This window comes from Salinivirga sp., from assembly GCF_035268865.1.
In the GTDB taxonomy this organism is placed as follows: Bacteria; Bacteroidota; Bacteroidia; order Bacteroidales; family Salinivirgaceae; genus Salinivirga.
Map to the genome: position 1 here is coordinate 1 of NZ_DATFKB010000042.1, position 19266 is coordinate 19266.

Consider the following 19266-nt stretch of genomic DNA (forward strand, 5'->3'; position numbering starts at 1 on the left):
CAGATGTACATGGGCAACCTTGATGAATCGGGACAACCCGATGATATTAACAAGGTTACAACCAAAAGGTATGTTTTACCACCTGAAAAATATTACATACTTACGAGTGCATACGATTGTTTAGAGGACGCCTATACGCCTGTGCATAAAAACCAGACACTATTAACCAATCTACCATCATTAGCCAATGATGCCGGAGCTTTTATTTTAATGGAATCCGGCGGTAACGAAATCGACAGAGTGGAATACAATGAATCAATGCACCATGCGCTGTTGGATGATCCTGATGGGGTGTCACTGGAAAGGATTTCACCTTTATCGGCGTCAGACAACCCATCAAATTGGCACTCTGCAGCTGCTGATGCAGGGTTTGCTACGCCAACAAGAGAAAACTCTCAATATAATACAGAAAAAACTGACACAGACAATATTTCGCTCACCAATGAAACCCTAAGCCCCGACGGCGACGGCTACCAGGACTATCTAAAGATTAATTACCGCTTCGCTGAACCTGGCAACATACTTACGATTAGGATACTTAATCACCGTGGATTACTGGTACGCAATCTTTTAAACAATGAGTCGGTTTCGTCGGAGGGATTTGTTACATGGGATGGCACAGACGATAATGGCCAAAAGTTGCCTGTAGGCATTTACATTATTTACGCAGAATGGTTCGATGACACTGGTAACCAGGGTGAATCAAAACAAACCTGTGTAATTGCGGGTGGTTTGAAATAAAACGTCTAAAAATTTAAAAGGCACCTGACCAAAGCCAGGTGCCTTCGAGAGTGAACTCACCTAATTATTACCAAATATAAGCTCTTTGCTCCTCAGAGAGGAACATATAATCACCTTGTTTGGCGCCAAAGGCTTTGTGGAACTCCGGCATATTGCGAAGCGGTTCATTTACCCGGTTCCTGCCGAGGGAATGAACATCCACTTTGGTGAGCCTTACCTTCTCCTTATCGCGGATATTTTGAGCCCATACATGCGCATAGGCAAGGAAAAATCGTTGTAATGGGGTAAATCCTTCCATTTCCTTGCCATTTTTATATTGCTCTGTGTTTTTTAAAGCGGTTAAGGATATATTTAGCCCACCTAAATCGGCGATATTCTCACCCAGAGAGAGTTCGCCGTTGGCCATTATTGTATCAATTATATTCACATTATTATATTGCTCAACCAATTTTTGTGATCTTTCATTAAAACGTTCAGCATCATCTTTGGTCCACCAATCTGTCATATTACCATTTTTATCATAAAGGCGACCTTTATCATCGAAACCATGGGTCATTTCGTGTCCGATTACCATACCTATAGCACCATAATTCACGGCATCGTCGCCATTTTGGTAGAAAAACGGAGGCTGCAGAATTCCTGCAGGAAATACAATTTCATTATAAGCCGGGTTGTAATATGCATTAACCATTTGTGGTGGCATAAACCATTCAGACTTATCTACGGGTTTATTAATTTTGCCCAGCATATCTTTGTAGTTCCATTGGCGAGCCCGCATGATGTTTGCCAAATAATTATCGTCTTTGATGTCCAGTGTACTGTAATCTTTCCATTTGTCAGGATAACCCACTTTTACCTTTATGGTATTTAGTTTTTCAAGGGCAAGTGTTTTCGTGCTATCTCCCATCCAGGGAAGCACTTTAATACGCTCAGCAAGGGCAAGTTTTAAGTTTCCTACAAGTTTCTCCATGCGCTCTTTGGCCTCTGGCGGGAAGTATTTATTGACATAAACTTTTCCAATTGCTTCGCTAAGCACGCCATTTGTAGCGTTCAGTACTCGTTTCCATCGTGGTCTGATTTGCTCTTGACCACTCAGTGTTTTACCATAAAAGGCAAAATTCTGATTTACAAAATCTTTGCTTAAAAATGATGCATTTTTGTCGATCATGTGCCATTTAAGGTACCATTGCCAATCCTTAACATCCACATCAGCCAACATTTCATCCAGCTCCTCGAAAAAGCCTGGCATACCAACATTGATTTCTCCGGGTTCGGCTAACCCCACACTTTTGAAGTAGGTTTTCCAATCGAAGTTATCCATCAAGTCATCAACCTCGTTGAGTGGCATTTTATTGTAAGTAAGTTTTACATTTCTAAGCTGTTCCCTTGTAAGCGATGCTTTTGCTAAACGGGTTTCAATGGCCATAATTTTCTTAGCTGCCTTGCTGGCCTCATCAGAAGCGGCTCCTGCAAGTTCCAGCATTGTTCGAACATGAGCCAGATACTTTTCACGAATATTTTCGGCATCTTCTCCTTTATCGAAATAGTAACTTCTATCAGGCAAGCCAAGTCCGCTTTGCGACAACTGTGGTATTTGGAAATCAGAGTTCATCTTGTCCGGAGAACCATAAAAACCAAATAAGAAGCCCATGCCCTGTGTTTTGTATTCGGCCAGTAATGCTTGCATATCTTCGACTGAAGCAATCGATTCTATTTGCTCAAGATAGGGTTTGAGTGGTTCAGCTCCGGCCTTTTCGATGGCTGTAGTATCCATGCCGGTAGCAAACATATCTTCAATTTTACGTTCCACGGAACCTGCCTCTGCATTTGCCCCAGACATTTCTTCCACGATAGCCTTGAGTTTTTTCTCGTTTTTGTCGGCCAACTCTGTAAAAGCACCGTGACGAGATTTATCTGCAGGAATTGGATGCGACTTCATCCATCCGCCATTGGCATATTGGTTAAAATCTTCTACCGGACTTGCGGTCAGGTCCATATCTTCTTTTTTAATGGGTTTTTCTTCGCCGTTGTTGTTCATATCACATGATATAGTTATGCTGGTGATTAATAAAACAAGGGCAAAAATCATGATTTTTTTCATATCTAAAACCTTTTTAAATTATTTTTCGGGTTGTTTAAACTCTTAATGAATACGCAAAAAAGCCACCAAAAAATATAACTTACTGATTACTTTCAGGTTGAAAAACAGCAGGGAATTACCATAAGGTAAAATCAGGCAGAAATCCGTGCGTTTTCGAACACTGGGTGCACAGTATTACTTTAAAATTAGCACATGCTGCACCATACAGTTTTGGGAAAAGTAGCCAGAAACTCTATATTTGTTGTAAAGACAAAAACAATAAACACAAAAGCATAGTGGAACGTAATTTGCGAAATTCCAGGAGACTTAAAAAGACCAATATGTCAACCAATTTGCGCACCTGGATCGAAATAGATAAAAAAGCCTACTTACATAACCTGGAGTTTTTGAAAAGTATATTCAAAGACACAGATATTTCGTCAGTCGTAAAAGGTAATGCTTATGGTCATGGCATAGAACAAATCGTTCCACTTGCACAAAATGCGGGCATCAATTACTTTTCTGTGTTCTCATTGGAGGAGGCCTGCAGGGTACATAGCGTAAAAAACAAAGATGTACACTTAATGATTATGGGCTACATTCCCAACGATTCGTACGAGTGGGTTATAGAACATGACATTAGTTTTTTCATTTACGAACCAGGTGACCTGAACAAAGCAATTCTTGCTGCAAAGAAAGTAAAGAAAAAGGCTAACATACACCTGGAACTGGAAACAGGCATGAACCGTACCGGATTAGATGATGAAAATCTAAAAAAAGCCATTAAGCTTATAAAGGAAAACAGACGTTATGTGCACATAAAAGGCGCCTGCACACATTTTGCAGGAGCAGAGAGTATTGCTAACCACGTTAGGGTTAAAAGACAAATCATTAACTACAACAGGCAGCTTAACCAAATAAAAAAGCAGGGCTGCGAACCGGAAAAACTACATATGGCCTGCTCAGCAGCTGCTATTTCATACCCCAGAACAAGAAAAGACTTAATTCGTACGGGAATTCTTCAATATGGTTTTTGGCCAAGCTTTGAAACACGAATTGCCTTCATGCAAAAATATAAACATACAATTGACCCACTCAGACGGGTCTTAAGCTGGAAAAGCCGCGTAATGCACATCAAAACCGTTGAGCCCGGAGAATTTATAAGCTATGGCACAGCATTTTTTGCCAGTGAGAAAAAGAAAATAGCGGTGGTACCTGTTGGTTATGCAGATGGTTTCAATCGTTCGTTAAGCAACAATGGCCGGGTACTGATTCATGGAAAAATTGCATCAGTAATCGGACTGGTTAACATGAACATGCTTATAGCAGACGTTACGCATATTAATAATGTAAAACCTGGCGACGAAGTGGTTCTTATTGGCAAACAGAAAAACAACATCATCAGAGTATCTTCTTTTAGTGAATTTACCCAGCAGGTAAATTACGAACTACTTACAAGACTACCCGGAAGTATACCCCGAATAATTAAAAACTAACATTCAGATAACAAATAAGTAACGGATTTTGGCAACTTTTTTGCTGAAATTACGTCTAAATACTATATGTCTAACCAAAAAATCAGTATTTTACAAATCATGAATGAACTATTACAAGACAAAACAAATCAAAAAATTCTTGAATTACTGGAACAAAACAATGACATGACTCTTGGCGGTATAGTTAAAAATCTTGGCATTTCAGCAGAACGGGGACTTCAACACATGATTAGCCTTAAGCGTCAGGGACTTGTTAAAGTAGAAGATCACTCAAGATATGCACTCAACCTTTAGCGATCAATCTGCAAGGCACTAACTCCTATCCGGAAACTCTCCAAGTCAGGCTGAGCCTCAATTACGAGCCGCTTTCAGGAGTTTCCTAACCGCTTTATTTTCAAAAAATCCACAGGCAAATAAGGAATCGATCCTTCAGTGCATAGCAATTTTACGCCTCCGATAATGGTATTTACAATTTAAAAGCGCGGCCTTTCCATTGGTACCTGCGTCTGAAGCGGTTGTACAAACCTTTGAATACAACTATAGGAAACATTAACATTTGGGGTACATGGAGTATTACATTTAGGAGTACTGCCTGTTTGCTAACTATTGACACAAACACCCTCATTAACAGAACTGTTAATATAAAAAAGTATATTAAAAATAAATCTCCGCTCAGAAATACGAGAAGTGGACCTGGTACAATTATGACCACAAAAAAAGTTGCCAGGAGCCAATTGTTTCCGAAAAAAGCAGGTGCACTTCTGGCTACACCATTTAATGACTCCCTAAAGGTACGATACATACGACAACTAATTTCATTGTTACCGGGTAAGGTTTCCACTTTAAAATCCGCTGCTTTCATTTTGCGCATTATGGCAATGTCCTCGACAGGATCGATGCAGACTTGCTTGTGCCATTGATGATGCTTATAATTATCAGCATCAAAAACCATACATTGACCATTGGCTGCGGAGAGGGCCGGTCTGGAAGAAGCTCTAACCAAATTTAATGGCAACAAACTGAGCAATATCCAATTAATTAGAGGAACAATCAATAGTTCACCAAAAGTTTTGGTTACCTGTACAGGAAAAAACGATAAAAGATGAAGTTCATGTTTATGAAAATGCGCCACAACTTTTCGCACAAAACATCTACTAACACGCACATCGGCATCAAGATAAATGATAATTGAGCCATTCACATTTTTAGCTAATTGGTAGCATGCGTGATTTTTTCCACTCCAGCCATCAGGCACATCAATTCCTTTTATTACACTAAGAGCCGGGTTGCCCTTTTTTACTTCATCCAGATAAGCTCCTGTGCCATCAGATGAATTATCATCATACACAGTAATGCGAAATTCCCTGTAAGATTGCTGGTCGAGATCTTTTAATATTCTGGGTAAGTTATTCTCTTCATTTCTGGCAGGAATCAGAATATCAACCAATGGCTCACCTTCTAATCGCATATCTGTCAACTCCCTTTTAAAAATTAAATTTAACAGGGATACCAACAAGCGGATTACGGCAAATCCAATAACGATCCAGGCTCCTAAATTTATCCAGTCCATTTTTGTTGTTGTTTACTCTGCATATAAAAATCATTATAAGCCAGCTCAATATCACCTTCTCCATTGAATAATTCACCATAAACCCACAGTCCCGGTTTTCTGCGAGAGAAATAATCTGTTAGGGTAACTAACATTAGCACAGAAATACCAGAAGCATTATTTATAATCTTATCAATCCCTTTTTGAAATTTTATGTACTCAGCATGTTGAGATTGAATTACACCCTGCGGATACAATAAAACCATGTTTTTAGTTTCTCCTAATATAGAAGAGGTATATTCCAAAGACTCCATTACACTTCTATTACCCTTTTGCACGGAGTATGCCCCAACGTATCTGAAGGTAGGATGCCTTCGCAATTGTTCAAGTAACATCATCACATGAAACCGTTTTTTCCAGTAGCGTCTGTTTAGATTCAGCACCCAAAAACCATCCCACCAGGAGTGATGATTGGCTATTACTAATAGTGGTTTATCGACATCAATTTCAGGTAGAACGACATTAACCTGGTTAAAAGCCCTGCTAATGGCAATACGGGAATAAACACCGTAGAACCAACGATAAAAAGCCAGATGACGGGCTTTTATCATATCAGATAGTTTTTAAGATTAACGATAATAAAAAAAACAATTTGAGCTAAAAAAACAGCAGCAGCAACGGTGTAGCCTCTTGTAAATTTTAAAGGCACAAAAAGCATATGCATTACAAAAGCAATTATCCACCATGCTACATAATTATTGAAGGGGACAATTATAGCTTCCCAGGTCCACATACCGGTATAAATCGCAAATGGCTCAAGGGCTATATCAAAAATAAGCATCATAGTAGCAGCAGCCACCGGTACCAGCCACTTATTCTCGATTCTTTGCCTGGCTAATAAATTAGTTGCCAATACTAGCAGCAGCCAATTGATACCTATAAATAAAGGCGTTTCGAGAATCTTTATTCCAAGCACGTCTCCATAAGCGTAATCACCAAAAGGCCAGCCTGTATTCACACCTACAACTTCAATTCCATAGCCCAAAACATACACTAAAATGAATATGGATATGTGCCACCAATTTAAGTCTTTCCATACAGCCAAAAACAACACTACTAAACTAAAAAGAAGATTTAGTACGGTGAGGTCAACAAAAAAATCGCGGGTATAAGGAATCAAAAAACCCAAAACACCAATAAAATAAACCGATATAACTGTGCGTATAAGTTTGGCATTACTTACAGTAATATTTTTCAATAACTTTTTCATTTTTTCGACTTTTGGTTTTCGTTTTGAATATCATTACTTATAATTCCCGCTGAAGCAATGCACAAAGGAATTCCTCCTCCGGGATGCACACTTCCTCCCACAAAATGCAATCCCCCGAACCGGTTAACTCTGTTTGGATGACGCATAAAAGCTGAGAATCGACTATTGGAACTACTTCCGTAAATAGCGCCCCCGGCAGACGAGGTATTTTCTTCAATTGTAACCGGTGTTCCTATAGACTCGCTCACTATGTGTTTTTTGACATCTACATTAAGCATTCTGCTTAACTTTTTTATGATATTTGTTCGCAATTCAGCCATCACTTCTGCAGTGTATTGTCCCTTGTTTACCGGTGCGTTAATCATCACAAACCAATTTTCCATTTCTGCAGGTGCATCTCTTCCGGTAACCTTATTGCTTATAAAAATATACACAGTTGGATCATGATAAAGCTGCTTTTTACGAAAAAGATACCTAAACTCTTCTTTATAATTTTCTGCAAAAAAGATATTGTGCAGCTCCAGATTAGGGAAAGTACGGTTAACACCCCAATAAAAAATAACCGCTGAACTTGATTTTTCCATTACTCTAACGCGCAGAGGGATTTTCCTTGCCGGCATCAGGTGCTTATAAAAACCAGTAACATCCATATCACTGACAACCCTGTCTGCAAAAAAACTACTACCATTTACCCTAACCCCCCTAACCTTGTTTTTCTGAAACAACACCTCTTCAACCCTTGAATTAAAGTTGAAGTCAACTCCCAATTCGCGAGCATGATTCACAAGTTGTGTAATAATATCATACATACCTTTATCAGGAAAATAAGCCCCCTCGCTATGCTCAAGATGGGCAATCATATTCAGCGTAGCAGGGGCCCTGTAGGGATTGGACCCATTATAGGTACCATAGCGGTCAAACAGTTTTACCAAATACTTACTCTTAAAACTGCGCTTATTACGCTGATGCATGGAAAGCAACATATCTAATTTATGAAACTTTTTAGCTACTTTTTTACCTGCTTCAGACCTGAATGTCTCCCATCTGGCAAATGGTCTAAAAATAAACAGCCCGGCAGACAGGTCGTACATCTCTTTAACCTTATTAAAATAGTTATGCACCCGCCATGTAGGTTCTCCCACTTTTTCACAAGCTTCGGTAGCAAATCGATGAGGGTCAGCCCAGGCATTCAACACAATTCCATCCTCATAATGATATTTGCAAACATTATCTAGCTTATGATACTTAAGGTTAGTTTGAGACTGTGATTTCCCCATGGAAAACAGCTCTTCAACAAGTCCCGGAAGTGTAAATAAAGAAGGTCCTGTATCGAACCTAAAACCATCTTTTTTCAGCTCATTTAATTTGCCGCCAGGCTTATCGGCTTGCTCAAATACTGTTACATCGTGCCCTTGTGCAGCCAATCTGATGGCAGCAGCAATTCCACCTATTCCGGAACCTACTATGGCTATTTTTTGCTTCATGATCAGATGCTCTTTTATAGTGAGTCTTTCCAACAATATCCTGAAAATCAATTAATAATACTCAAGTTAAATATTAAAATAATGCGAAAAGCACTGAATCGTCTATATTTTTGTTTAACAGTCAAACAATATTTTCCTTTTCTTGTTGAACAATCAGATCAATTTGTTTAAAAAAACAACAAAAACATTATACAAATGCCAAATGCATTAATTATAGGAACAGGACTTGGAGGCTTAACAGCCGCACTCAGACTATCCAGAAGAGGATACAAAGTCCATATGGTTGAGCAATATCATCAGGCAGGTGGAAGACTTAATCAGCTTAAAAAAGATGGTTTTACTTTTGATATGGCTCCGTCGTTCTTCAGCATGAGTTATGAGTTTACTGAGTTCATAAACGATGCAGAAATCCCAATGCCATTTGAATTTATCGAGTTGGATCCACTTTATTCCGTAAATTTTCGCGACTCAGGTGAAACTTACAGAATTTACAAAAACCTCGACAAACTTGCCAATGAATTTAAGGCCGTAGAGCCTGATTTCAGGGAAAATATTGAGAAATACCTCAATTCAGCAGGAAAATTTTTTCACGATAGCACTGATCTGGTTATTAAACGGAATTTCAGGAACATTGCTGAATATATTATCACACTAGCAAGAGTCCCATGGGGACATGCACCTAAAATGCTACGTTCGTTCTGGAGCGAGGTTAGCAAATACTTTAGCTCCAGAGAAGTTAAAGAAACCCTTTCATTGGTGGCATTTTTCCTTGGAGCGACACCATTCGACACGCCAGCTGTTTACTCCCTGCTATCTTACACAGAATTGGTACATGATGGCTACCACAATGTTAAGGGTGGAATGTATAAAATTGTAGACGGATTGGTAAAGGAGATGGAAAAACAGGATATCGATATTACTTTTCATACCTCTATTAAAAGCTTTGAAGCACAAGGTAGCAAAGTGACCGCATTTATTGACCAAAACGATAAAAAATGGGAAGCTGACATATTTGTTGTTAATGCAGACGCTGCCGTATTCAGAAATAAAATAATGCACAAGAAATCATTCAGCACACCAAAGCTGGACAAACAAAAATGGACATTGGCCCCATTTACAATGTACCTGGGAATTGACAAAAAGTTACCGGAATTGGAACACCACTCCTACTTTTTGGGAGATAACTTTAAAGAATATGCCAGCAAAATTTTCAAAAACAGCATCTCACTTGACAAACCTTACTATTACGTAACCAATGTATCAAAATACAATGAAGATTGCGCTCCAGAAGGACAGGAAGCAGTATTTATTCTTTGTCCGGTGCCTGATTTAAGGTATAAACCAGACTGGAACGACCAGGAAGAGTTGGCTGACAATATCATAAGCGATTTAGGGAATCGGATCAAAACCAACATTAAAGATCACATTGTAAGCAAAACAATATATGCACCTCCCTTCTGGGAAAAAACATTTGGTTTACACAGGGGGAGCGGATTGGGCCTTGCTCACGACCTGAATCAAATTGGGGCCTTTAGACCTTCCAATGCAGATGAAGATTATGATAATGTTTATTATGTGGGCTCATCAACAGTACCTGGGACAGGATTACCGATGGCCGTTATTAGTTCTAAATTAGTTGTTGAACGTATAGAAAAAGACTATGGACCTGTACACAAAAAACGCACTTCAGTGTAGTAGAAGAACCACACGCAATTATAGCACCTCTTTTTCCTTAGGGGTACGACTTCTGTCGAAAAAATACCGAATGCCAATTCATGGTATTTATGGTTTTGTGCGATTTGCTGATGAAATTGTTGATACTTTTCATGAGCATGATAAAAAAAGATTATTGAAAGAATTTAGAGAAGATACGTACAAAGCAATTGAAGATAAAATTAGCACCAACCCAATACTGCACAGCTTTCAATATGTAGTAAACAAGTACAGTATAGAAAAAGAAACTATTGAGGCATTTTTAGATAGTATGCAAATGGATCTGACCCACGAAGACTATAACAGCCAAACCTTTAAAAAATATGTCTACGGTTCAGCCGAAGTGGTTGGTCTTATGTGCTTAAGAGTTTTCACTGAAAACAACGCCAAAGAATACGAAAGACTGAAAGAGCCAGCAATGAAATTGGGAGAAGCATTCCAAAAAATTAATTTCCTGCGAGATTTAAGTAGCGACTACCTTGAAAGGAGCCGATCATATTTCCCGCAAATAGACCCTGCATCTTTCTCTGATGCCGACAAAGCTAAAATTGAAGAAGACATAGCTATAGACTTCAATGAAGCTTATGAAGGAATTAAACGACTCAATAAAGATAGCCGGTTGGGAGTTTTTCTTGCCTATACATATTACAAAAAACTATTCTTAAAAATCCGGCAAACAAAGGCAAAAAATATCATGTCGGAGCGCTACAGGATATCAAATACGCGTAAAATGGCACTGCTATTTAAAGGTTACATCAAACATAAAATGAACCTGATTTAATTGACAATATTTGCCCTCAGTCTCCTTATATGCTTTCGCACAGTAGGCTGATAGATGCTCATTGGATAGTCCTTCAGTAGCGTTTTAAAAATATCGAAAGCCTTTGTTTCTTTCTTTAACTGTTCTTCGAACAAAATAGCTGCATGAAATCCGGCTGCGGCAGCAAAGGGTTCTTTTGTAAACTCTTCAAAAACGCGCATATATAAGCTTGTTGCCTCTTCATAATTCCCCCTGTCCCTTAGCAATTCAGCCTTATTCATAAGTACATCATCCAATACAGGGTGATTCGGGTATTTAGTTATTAATGAATCAAGAATTTTTATTGCAACAGTGTCCTGGTGCTGACGCATAGCCAGTCTGGCTTTTGCAAACCTACAAAGGGCTGTTTGAACAGAATCCTCTGTTTGATTCTCTGAAATTTGCAAAGATAATTCTGCCGCGTCGTTGGCTATAAGTTTAGATGTACTGGCTTTTAATACATCGACCTGCCCGAGTGCCCATTGAAAATCACATTGATAAAAGGCCATCAACGCCTTTTTTAATTTAGCTTCATAGCCAATAGGGTTGTTTTTGAGGTCGCGCTCAACAGCCGCATAAATTAGCGTAGCATCAAATATTTGCCCATCGACCAGTTTCACATCGGCTTCGAGTATCTTTACTTTATTCTCATCCATTATCGATAATTGCGGCAAATTAGCTGCTTTTTTAACCCAATATAAAGCAGAGTCTACCTGGTGCAAATAAAAAGCATAAAGCCGGGTAAGGTCAATATAAAAAGGCAACAATCTGGCACCGGGCCGGCTATCATTAATAGCTTGCTGATATTTTTGAGCGAGTTCCGACATCTCAGCCTGTTCATATATGATGCCTTCCTCGACCTGGCTAAAGCGTGATTTCAAATAAAGATGTCGGGCCAAAATATAATACGACCCGGATTTGCCTTTACCCATCACATATTCAGCCCCTTGAGCCACGACATCATACTGATTATTTTTTAAGGCCTTTTGTGTGATATCAATTATTCTGGAACCATTTTCATTATTTCTCCGGTCAAGTGCTTTTGCCTGCACCAATGCTTGCTGAAATTCATCATCGTGCAAATGAGCCCATATAAGCAATTCATTAAAAACATCTCTGCCACTGTGTTTCTGACTCATTAAAAGCAGTCTGTCTTTCAACAATTCCGTAAGTGTATCATCAGTATCGCTATAAACTGCATGATTCAGCCTGTTTTTGACTGTATTCAAATATTGATCATTGACTGCAAGTAGCTCCAGATAAGCATCAATCATTTTTGGATAATTGCGCTGATAGTAATAAACATTGGCAAGTTCATAATTGAATTTATAATGCCTGTTTTGTTTTGCTCCTTCGAGATAAACCTCCTCGGCCCACCCAAATTGCCTTCGACTTATAAAAACATTAGCCAATTGTCGCATACGGTTTATATTATCACTAACAGCATCGATGATATCCTGATAGACATCTGCAGCTTTTTTATCTTCGCCTTGTTGCTGATATATTTGTCCAAGCTCAACATGGGCATTCAAATCGTATGGATTCCTGCGTATATGCCTTTTGGCTATCCGCTCAGCTTTGCGATAGTCTTCAACACCCATAAGCGATTGGATATAGTACCTGAAAAAGACAGTTGAAGAAGGTTGAATCTCATATAATTTCTCATATAAAGACAATGCTTTGCCATACTCTTTATTACGTAAATATTCTCTTGCAAGCTCTATATCACTCCTACTTTGCCCTGATACCTGCAGTGCACCTGCAAAAAACAAGGCAATAAAAGCAATAAGGGATAGGGCAAACAAACGCTTCTTAATGGTCATAATGTTTGATTAGCTTTTACTTTAACGAAAAGTAAATCAATGTAATATTTATCCGGGTTGACTAAAATTCACCTAATGCGATCGACAGAACGGACTAGTTCTTCGTCTTTTCTAATATACTTATTGGCAAACAAAATTAGTATCACAAGTACAAATGGAATAAACAACGTAATGTGCGGCTTAATAGTCAATAATATTTCAAAATTTTGAAAATAGTTATAGACATGTGTTACACCAACTCCATACCAAATAACGAGCAGAATTATTATTGCTTTACCGGTTTGAATTTGACGAATCCGCTTTTTAAAACTAAAAAGTTGATAAAGAATAAGAAAAGAAATGATGCCCGAAAGAATTAAAAACGGGTACAAAAGTGTAATTACCTCACCTGAATCACTTAAAAAACCTCTAACGGTAAAGATTAAATCATTTGATTCTGCTGGGAAAATGGCAATTGGCCAAACATAAATACCAAGAGAAATAATAAATGCTACTGATAAAAATATAGTTTGAATTCTCTGCAACATAAGTTTATAATTTAACTTTTGGAGGCGCAAATTAATAAATTCCTGCTTAAAAAAATCCAATATCAAAAAAAAAGCCGCCGGAAACATCAGGCGGCTTCTCATAAGTTAAATTTTCATTACATATCGTTAAAGCTCAAAACCAGATTAAGCTCCAGGTTCTGAGAAACAAAATTCAAATTAAAATATGAATTACAGGTAGGCTCGGTTAAAGTATTACCTCCAGAATCTACATGATATGTTAATGTCAATGTTGTTTCATTGTCTGTACCAACATAATTCTTTATTTGCTGCTCTCCATACATTATGTAATCACAATCTGGAGAAAAAACTAAAGTTTCTAAAATCTCTGCTGTATAGTTGGTTTGATTTGAGGTAATTCCCCGTGCACTTCCTGATACTTCATAGATGTCATCAGAAGCGATAGCAGGAGTATCAAAGCCCTCTGTCCAGGTCATTACGCGCTCACCAATCCATGTACTCTCAAGATTCCCATCCTGAATGGTAATTTCCTCTCCATCAGGGGTTGCAACGGTCATTGTAATCACGTCACCAATTGTCATAGAAAAGTTTAGTAGGCCATTATACACAATTGTTCCCTGGGTATAATTTATAAGCTCTGCAGTAGCAGAAATCTGTGAAAAATCATATAATGGAATCGTGTTGTATGTAATGATTATTTCACCATCCATATTGTCTACAGCGGAGAAATCAATGGTTACTTGCAATGAATCGTTACTAATGCTGTATACAGGATTTTCATCAAAAGCTTTTTTACCTGACAGGTCTTCGTCTAAACCATAGGGATTCATAAGATTTGCAGAATTCATAACACCCTGCTCAGCTTTTGTATTGTCCTGAATGGGTTGTAAATCCTCCTCTGCCGGGGTTCCAATGCTTGTTTGGTCCTCTTCCTCGCATGAAGAAAAGGCCAATACAAACAAAGGTATCAATAAAAGAAATCTAAATTTAATCATAATAAGCTATTTTTGGGGTTATGTTAACCAATATACGAATAATTAGTCTAATTGTTTTAAGTAATACCTTTGTTATTATATCATTAACAATCATGCTTGTGCAGTAGGTCCGCCAAATCCCATTGGCATATCAGATTTTCCACCGCCTGATGATTTTATCGGACCGTTAACTGATTCGAATTTTTCGATATTATCTTTTAAGGCATTCATGAGCCTTTTGGCGTGTTCTGGGGTGAGCACAATTCTTGATTTTACTGGAGCCTTTGGCAAGCCAGGCATAACACGTACAAAATCAATTACAAATTCGGCAGGAGAATGTGTAATAACGGCTAAGTTTGAATAAATACCTTCAGCAATATCTTCTTTTAGTTCAATATTTACCTGGTTCTGTTTTTTCTCATTTGATTGATTCATAATGGTCGTATTTAAGGTTTGATATAAAAGATAAATGTAAGAAAAAGTGACTGAATAAAATAAAAAAAGAGCACAACATCTTGTTGCGCTCTTTGTACCTATCTTGAAAAATTTCTATTTAAGACTTTTGAGCCTCTTTCTTCGATTCTATGAGTTTATCGAACTCATCTTTTGAACCAACTAAAAGATCGTCAAACTTCCGTTGTCCTGTTCCAGCTGGTATCTTATGACCCACAATAACATTCTCTTTAAGTCCCTCAAGGCCATCCTCTTTAGCCCTAATTGCGGCTTCATTTAATACTTTGGTGGTTTCCTGGAACGAGGCAGCACTGATAAATGACTTGGTTTGAAGTGCGGCTTTAGTAATACCCTGCAATACCTGACTTGATGTTGCCGGAATTGCATCACGTACTTCTACCAATTTCATATCTTTACGCTTAAGCATTGAATTCTCTTCGCGCAATTGACGTAAACTAACGATCTGTCCCATCTTAAGGTTCTCAGAATCACCAGGCTCCTCAACAACTTTGCGACCATAGATCCAGTTATTTTCCTCCATAAAGGCAATCTTATCAACCTCTTGTTTTTCAAGGAACTTGGTATCACCAGGATCTACAATTACAACCTTACGCATCATCTGACGTACGATTACCTCAAAGTGCTTATCATTAATTTTCACACCCTGCATACGATATACTTCCTGAACTTCATTCACAATATATTCCTGAACCTTGGTTGGCCCCTGAACACTAAGAATATCAGCCGGTGTAATGGCTCCGTCAGAAAGTGGGATTCCCGCACGCACATAATCGTTTTCCTGTACCAGTATCTGTTTTGAAAGCGATACGAGATATTTCTTGGTCTGTCCGGCTTTAGATTTTACGATAACCTCACGGTTACCACGTTTTATTTTACCAAAGCTAACTTCACCATCAATCTCTGCAACCACAGATGGGTTAGATGGGTTCCTGGCTTCAAATAGCTCTGTAACACGTGGAAGACCACCGGTAATATCTCCCGATTTACCTGCTGAACGTGGAATCTTAACAATGACCTGACCAACTTTAACTTTTTCGCCTTCCTCAACAGCAATGTGTGCGCCTACCGGAAGGTTATACATCTTGGTAACTTCCCCATCTTTATTAAGTACCTTAATCATGGGGTTTTTGGTCTTGTCTTTAGTTTCAGTAATTACTTTTTCGCGGAAACCAGTTTGCTCATCCATCTCTTCGCGGAATGTAATACCTTCAATTACATTTGTAAATGAAATACTACCCTCTGCTTCCGAAATAATAACTGCATTATATGGATCCCATTCACAGATCAGATCGCCCTTTTTCACCTTATCACCATCCTTGATATAGATTTTAGCTCCATAGGGTATAGTGTGAGTACTTAGCGCCAACTCTGTATTTTCATCAATAATGCGAAGTTCGCCCAAACGACCAATAACGATATGGTTCACATTACCAGAATCGTCTTTGTATTTGACCGTACGAAGCTCATCAATATTGGCTATACCATTATATCCAGCTACGATACTTGATTCTGCTGCAATATTTGATGCTGTACCACCCACGTGGAAAGTACGCAATGTAAGCTGTGTACCAGGCTCCCCAATTGATTGGGCAGCGATTACACCTACAGATTCACCAATTTGCACATCTCTGCCAGTTGCAAGGTTTCTTCCGTAACATTTACCGCAAACACCATGTTTCGATTCACATGTGAGTACAGAACGGATTTCAACCTGCTCCAAAGGAGATTCTTCAATTCTCGCGCCGATATCTTCAGTAATAATATCTCCTGCAGCCACCATCAGGTCTCCTGTTAATGGATGGTATACATCATTAAGGGCAGTACGACCAAGGATACGTTCATATAATGTTTCTACTACTTCCTGATTCTTTTTAATGGCAGTAGCCATAAGACCACGCAATGTGCCGCAATCCTTCTCTCTAACAACAACATCTTGAGCAACATCCACCAAACGACGTGTAAGATAACCTGCATCGGCTGTTTTCAAAGCAGTATCGGCCAAACCTTTACGTGCACCGTGTGTCGAGATAAAGTATTCGAGAACAGACAAACCCTCCTTAAAGTTTGAAAGAATAGGGTTTTCAATAATCTCAGCACCTGTAGCACCACTTTTCTGGGGCTTGGCCATCAAACCACGCATACCAGAAAGCTGACGAATTTGTTCTTTTGATCCACGAGCACCAGAATCGAGCATCATAAACACAGAGTTGAAACCCTGGTTATCTGTACTCAACTGCTTCATCAGAATCTGAGTTAAACTGGCATTGGTGTGTGTCCAGATATCAATCACCTGATTGTAACGCTCATTATTTGTGATGAATCCCATGTTGTAGTTATTGGCTACCTCATCAGCCTGAGCATATCCTTCTTTAACAAGTTTTGCCTTTGCTTCTGGTATAATCACATCATCAAGGTTAAATGACAATCCTCCCTTGAACGACATTCTGTAACCCATGTCTTTAATATCATCTAGGAATTGAGCAGTAACGCTTGTTCCACTCAATTTATAGATATTTCCAATGATATCTCTAAGGGCTTTTTTGGTCAGAAGCTCGTTAATATATCCTGCATCAGCGGGTACAACTTCATTGAAAAGTACACGACCTACAGTGGTTTTAATGAGTTCTTCTTTAAAACTACCATCTTCCTGTTTAAGTTTGATACGTACTTTTATACCTGCATGAAGCGCTACTTTTTCCTCATTGTAAGCAATTTTAACCTCTTCAGGTGAGTAAAAAGTGAGTCCTTCACCTTTAACTCCTTCGCGCTCTTTGGTAATGTAATACAGACCCAGAACCATATCCTGTGAAGGTACAGTAATAGGAGCGCCATTAGCAGGGTTCAGGATATTGTGTGAACCAAGCATTAACATTTGTGCCTCAAGAATGGCTTCATTACCAAGTGGTAAGTGCACTGCCATTTGGTCACCGTCAAAGTCGGCATTAAACGCAGTACATGCAAGTGGGTGCAACTGAATTGCTTTACCCTCAATTAATTTTGGTTGAAAAGCCTGAATACCCAAACGGTGAAGCGTTGGTGCACGGTTAAGCATAACCGGATGACCGCGCAATACATTCTCGAGAATATCCCAAACCACAGGATCTCTGCGATCAACGATTTTCTTGGCTGATTTTACGGTTTTAACAATTCCACGTTCAATAAGCTTACGAATTACAAATGGTTTGTATAATTCGGCTGCCATATCTTTAGGAAGACCGCATTCATGCATTTTCAACTCAGGACCAACGACAATAACTGAACGTGCAGAGTAATCGACACGTTTACCAAGTAGATTTTGACGGAAACGTCCCTGTTTTCCTTTCAAACTGTCACTAAGTGATTTTAGTGGTCTATTGGCATCAGTTTTAACTGCATTGGATTTTCTTGAATTATCTATCAGTGAATCAACTGATTCCTGCAACATACGTTTCTCGTTTCGCAAAATAACCTCAGGCGCCTTAATTTCGATCAACCTTTTCAGGCGATTATTACGAATAATTACACGGCGATACAAGTCGTTGAGGTCAGATGTAGCAAATCGGCCTCCATCAAGTGGAACCAGTGGTCTCAATTCTGGTGGAATCACCGGAATTACCTTCATAATCATCCATTCAGGATGGTTTTTACCTTTTGCTGCTCTAAAAGCCTCTACCACCTGTAAGCGCTTCAGCGCCTCATTCTTACGCTGCTGTGAAGTCTCCTTACTGGCTTTATCGCGCAATGAGAATGACAGCTCATCTAAATCAAGTTGCGAAAGCAACTCATTCAATGCTTCTGCACCCATTTTAGCGATAAACTTATCAGGATCAGTATCTTCAAGATATTGATTTTCTTTTGGAAGAGAATCCAGAATATCAAGATATTCCTCTTCTGTGAGGAAATCAAGATACTCGATACCATCTTCTTTTTTAACTCCGGGGTTAATTACTACATAGCGTTCGTAGTAAATAATGGAGTCAAGTTTCTTGGTTGGGAGACCAAGAAGGTAACCGATTTTATTGGGCAATGATCTAAAGTACCAGATATGTGCAACTGGAACCACAAGATTGATGTGGCCCATGCGCTCTCTTCTTACTTTTTTCTCTGTAACTTCTACACCACATCTATCACAAACAATGCCTTTATAACGGATACGTTTATATTTACCGCAGTGACATTCGTAATCCTTTACCGGTCCAAAAATACGCTCACAAAACAAACCATCTCTTTCCGGTTTGTAGGTACGATAATTAATTGTTTCCGGTTTTTGCACTTCACCAAAAGACCTTTCAAGAATTTCCTCTGGTGAAGACAAACTAACGACTACTTTTGTAAAGTCACTCTTAACTTTATTATCCCTTCTGAATGCCATAATTGA

At 38.8% G+C, this 19266-nt stretch carries 15 protein-coding genes; 5 read left to right on the plus strand and 10 right to left on the minus strand.

Annotated features, from left to right (window positions below; translation table 11 throughout):
• Positions 1–741 (plus strand): gliding motility-associated C-terminal domain-containing protein (locus VJ937_RS02675; protein WP_324065361.1); only part of this gene is annotated, 741 nt, incomplete at its 5' end.
• 67 nt (positions 742–808) lie between these two features.
• Here the strand turns inward: VJ937_RS02675 and VJ937_RS02680 are convergent.
• On the minus strand, positions 809–2842 hold the full coding sequence (locus tag VJ937_RS02680; protein WP_324065362.1) for a M13 family metallopeptidase: 2034 nt from the start codon (positions 2840–2842) through the stop codon (positions 809–811).
• Positions 2843–3162: 320 nt separating this feature from the next.
• Here VJ937_RS02680 and alr point away from each other — a divergent pair, with 320 nt between their 5' ends.
• Positions 3163–4317, plus strand: a complete 1155-nt coding sequence (gene alr, locus VJ937_RS02685; protein WP_324065363.1) for an alanine racemase — start codon at positions 3163–3165, stop codon at positions 4315–4317.
• 99 nt (positions 4318–4416) lie between these two features.
• Positions 4417–4611, plus strand: a complete 195-nt coding sequence (locus VJ937_RS02690) for a winged helix-turn-helix transcriptional regulator (protein WP_057952271.1) — start codon at positions 4417–4419, stop codon at positions 4609–4611.
• A 172-nt stretch (positions 4612–4783) separates the two neighbouring features.
• Here the strand turns inward: VJ937_RS02690 and VJ937_RS02695 are convergent, their stop codons facing one another.
• From VJ937_RS02695 to crtD, 4 genes are read right to left on the minus strand one after another with little or no spacing between them, the layout of a single operon-like run.
• A complete protein-coding gene (locus VJ937_RS02695) occupies positions 4784–5887 on the minus strand; it encodes a glycosyltransferase family 2 protein (protein WP_324065364.1) in 1104 nt (367 codons plus the stop codon).
• The gene (locus VJ937_RS02700; protein WP_324065365.1) at positions 5875–6477 is read right to left on the minus strand and encodes a 1-acyl-sn-glycerol-3-phosphate acyltransferase; all 603 of its coding nucleotides are present in this window, start codon (positions 6475–6477) and stop codon (positions 5875–5877) included. The genes VJ937_RS02695 and VJ937_RS02700 overlap by 13 nt, the downstream gene beginning before the upstream one ends.
• Positions 6474–7136: a carotenoid biosynthesis protein gene (locus VJ937_RS02705; protein WP_324065366.1), complete on the minus strand. Its 663-nt coding sequence runs from the start codon at positions 7134–7136 to the stop codon at positions 6474–6476. The genes VJ937_RS02700 and VJ937_RS02705 overlap by 4 nt, the downstream gene beginning before the upstream one ends.
• A complete protein-coding gene (gene crtD, locus VJ937_RS02710; protein WP_324065367.1) occupies positions 7133–8620 on the minus strand; it encodes a 1-hydroxycarotenoid 3,4-desaturase CrtD in 1488 nt (495 codons plus the stop codon). Before crtD ends, VJ937_RS02705 begins: the two co-directional genes overlap by 4 nt.
• A 195-nt stretch (positions 8621–8815) precedes the next feature.
• Here crtD and VJ937_RS02715 point away from each other — a divergent pair, with 195 nt between their 5' ends.
• Positions 8816–10315 (plus strand): phytoene desaturase family protein, encoded by a 1500-nt coding sequence (locus VJ937_RS02715; protein WP_324065368.1) that lies wholly within the window; start codon positions 8816–8818, stop codon positions 10313–10315.
• Positions 10281–11114: a phytoene/squalene synthase family protein gene (locus VJ937_RS02720; protein WP_324065370.1), complete on the plus strand. Its 834-nt coding sequence runs from the start codon at positions 10281–10283 to the stop codon at positions 11112–11114. Before VJ937_RS02715 ends, VJ937_RS02720 begins: the two co-directional genes overlap by 35 nt.
• Here VJ937_RS02720 and VJ937_RS02725 read toward each other — a convergent pair.
• The 5 genes from VJ937_RS02725 to rpoC form a co-directional block, all read right to left on the minus strand.
• The gene (locus VJ937_RS02725; protein ID WP_324065371.1) at positions 11111–12955 is read right to left on the minus strand and encodes a tetratricopeptide repeat protein; all 1845 of its coding nucleotides are present in this window, start codon (positions 12953–12955) and stop codon (positions 11111–11113) included. The genes VJ937_RS02720 and VJ937_RS02725 overlap by 4 nt on opposite strands.
• 68 nt (positions 12956–13023) lie before the next feature.
• Positions 13024–13482, minus strand: coding sequence for a DUF4293 domain-containing protein (locus tag VJ937_RS02730; protein ID WP_324065372.1), 459 nt, complete (start codon positions 13480–13482; stop codon positions 13024–13026).
• A 116-nt stretch (positions 13483–13598) separates the two neighbouring features.
• Positions 13599–14456 carry a hypothetical protein gene (locus tag VJ937_RS02735; protein WP_324065373.1) on the minus strand — a complete coding sequence of 286 codons (858 nt, stop codon included), beginning with the start codon at positions 14454–14456 and terminating at the stop codon, positions 13599–13601.
• Positions 14457–14546: 90 nt separating this feature from the next.
• Positions 14547–14870, minus strand: a complete 324-nt coding sequence (locus VJ937_RS02740; RefSeq protein ID WP_324065374.1) for a DUF3467 domain-containing protein — start codon at positions 14868–14870, stop codon at positions 14547–14549.
• A 118-nt stretch (positions 14871–14988) separates the two neighbouring features.
• On the minus strand, positions 14989–19260 hold the full coding sequence (rpoC, locus tag VJ937_RS02745; protein WP_324065375.1) for a DNA-directed RNA polymerase subunit beta': 4272 nt from the start codon (positions 19258–19260) through the stop codon (positions 14989–14991).
• Positions 19261–19266: the final 6 nt, after the last annotated feature.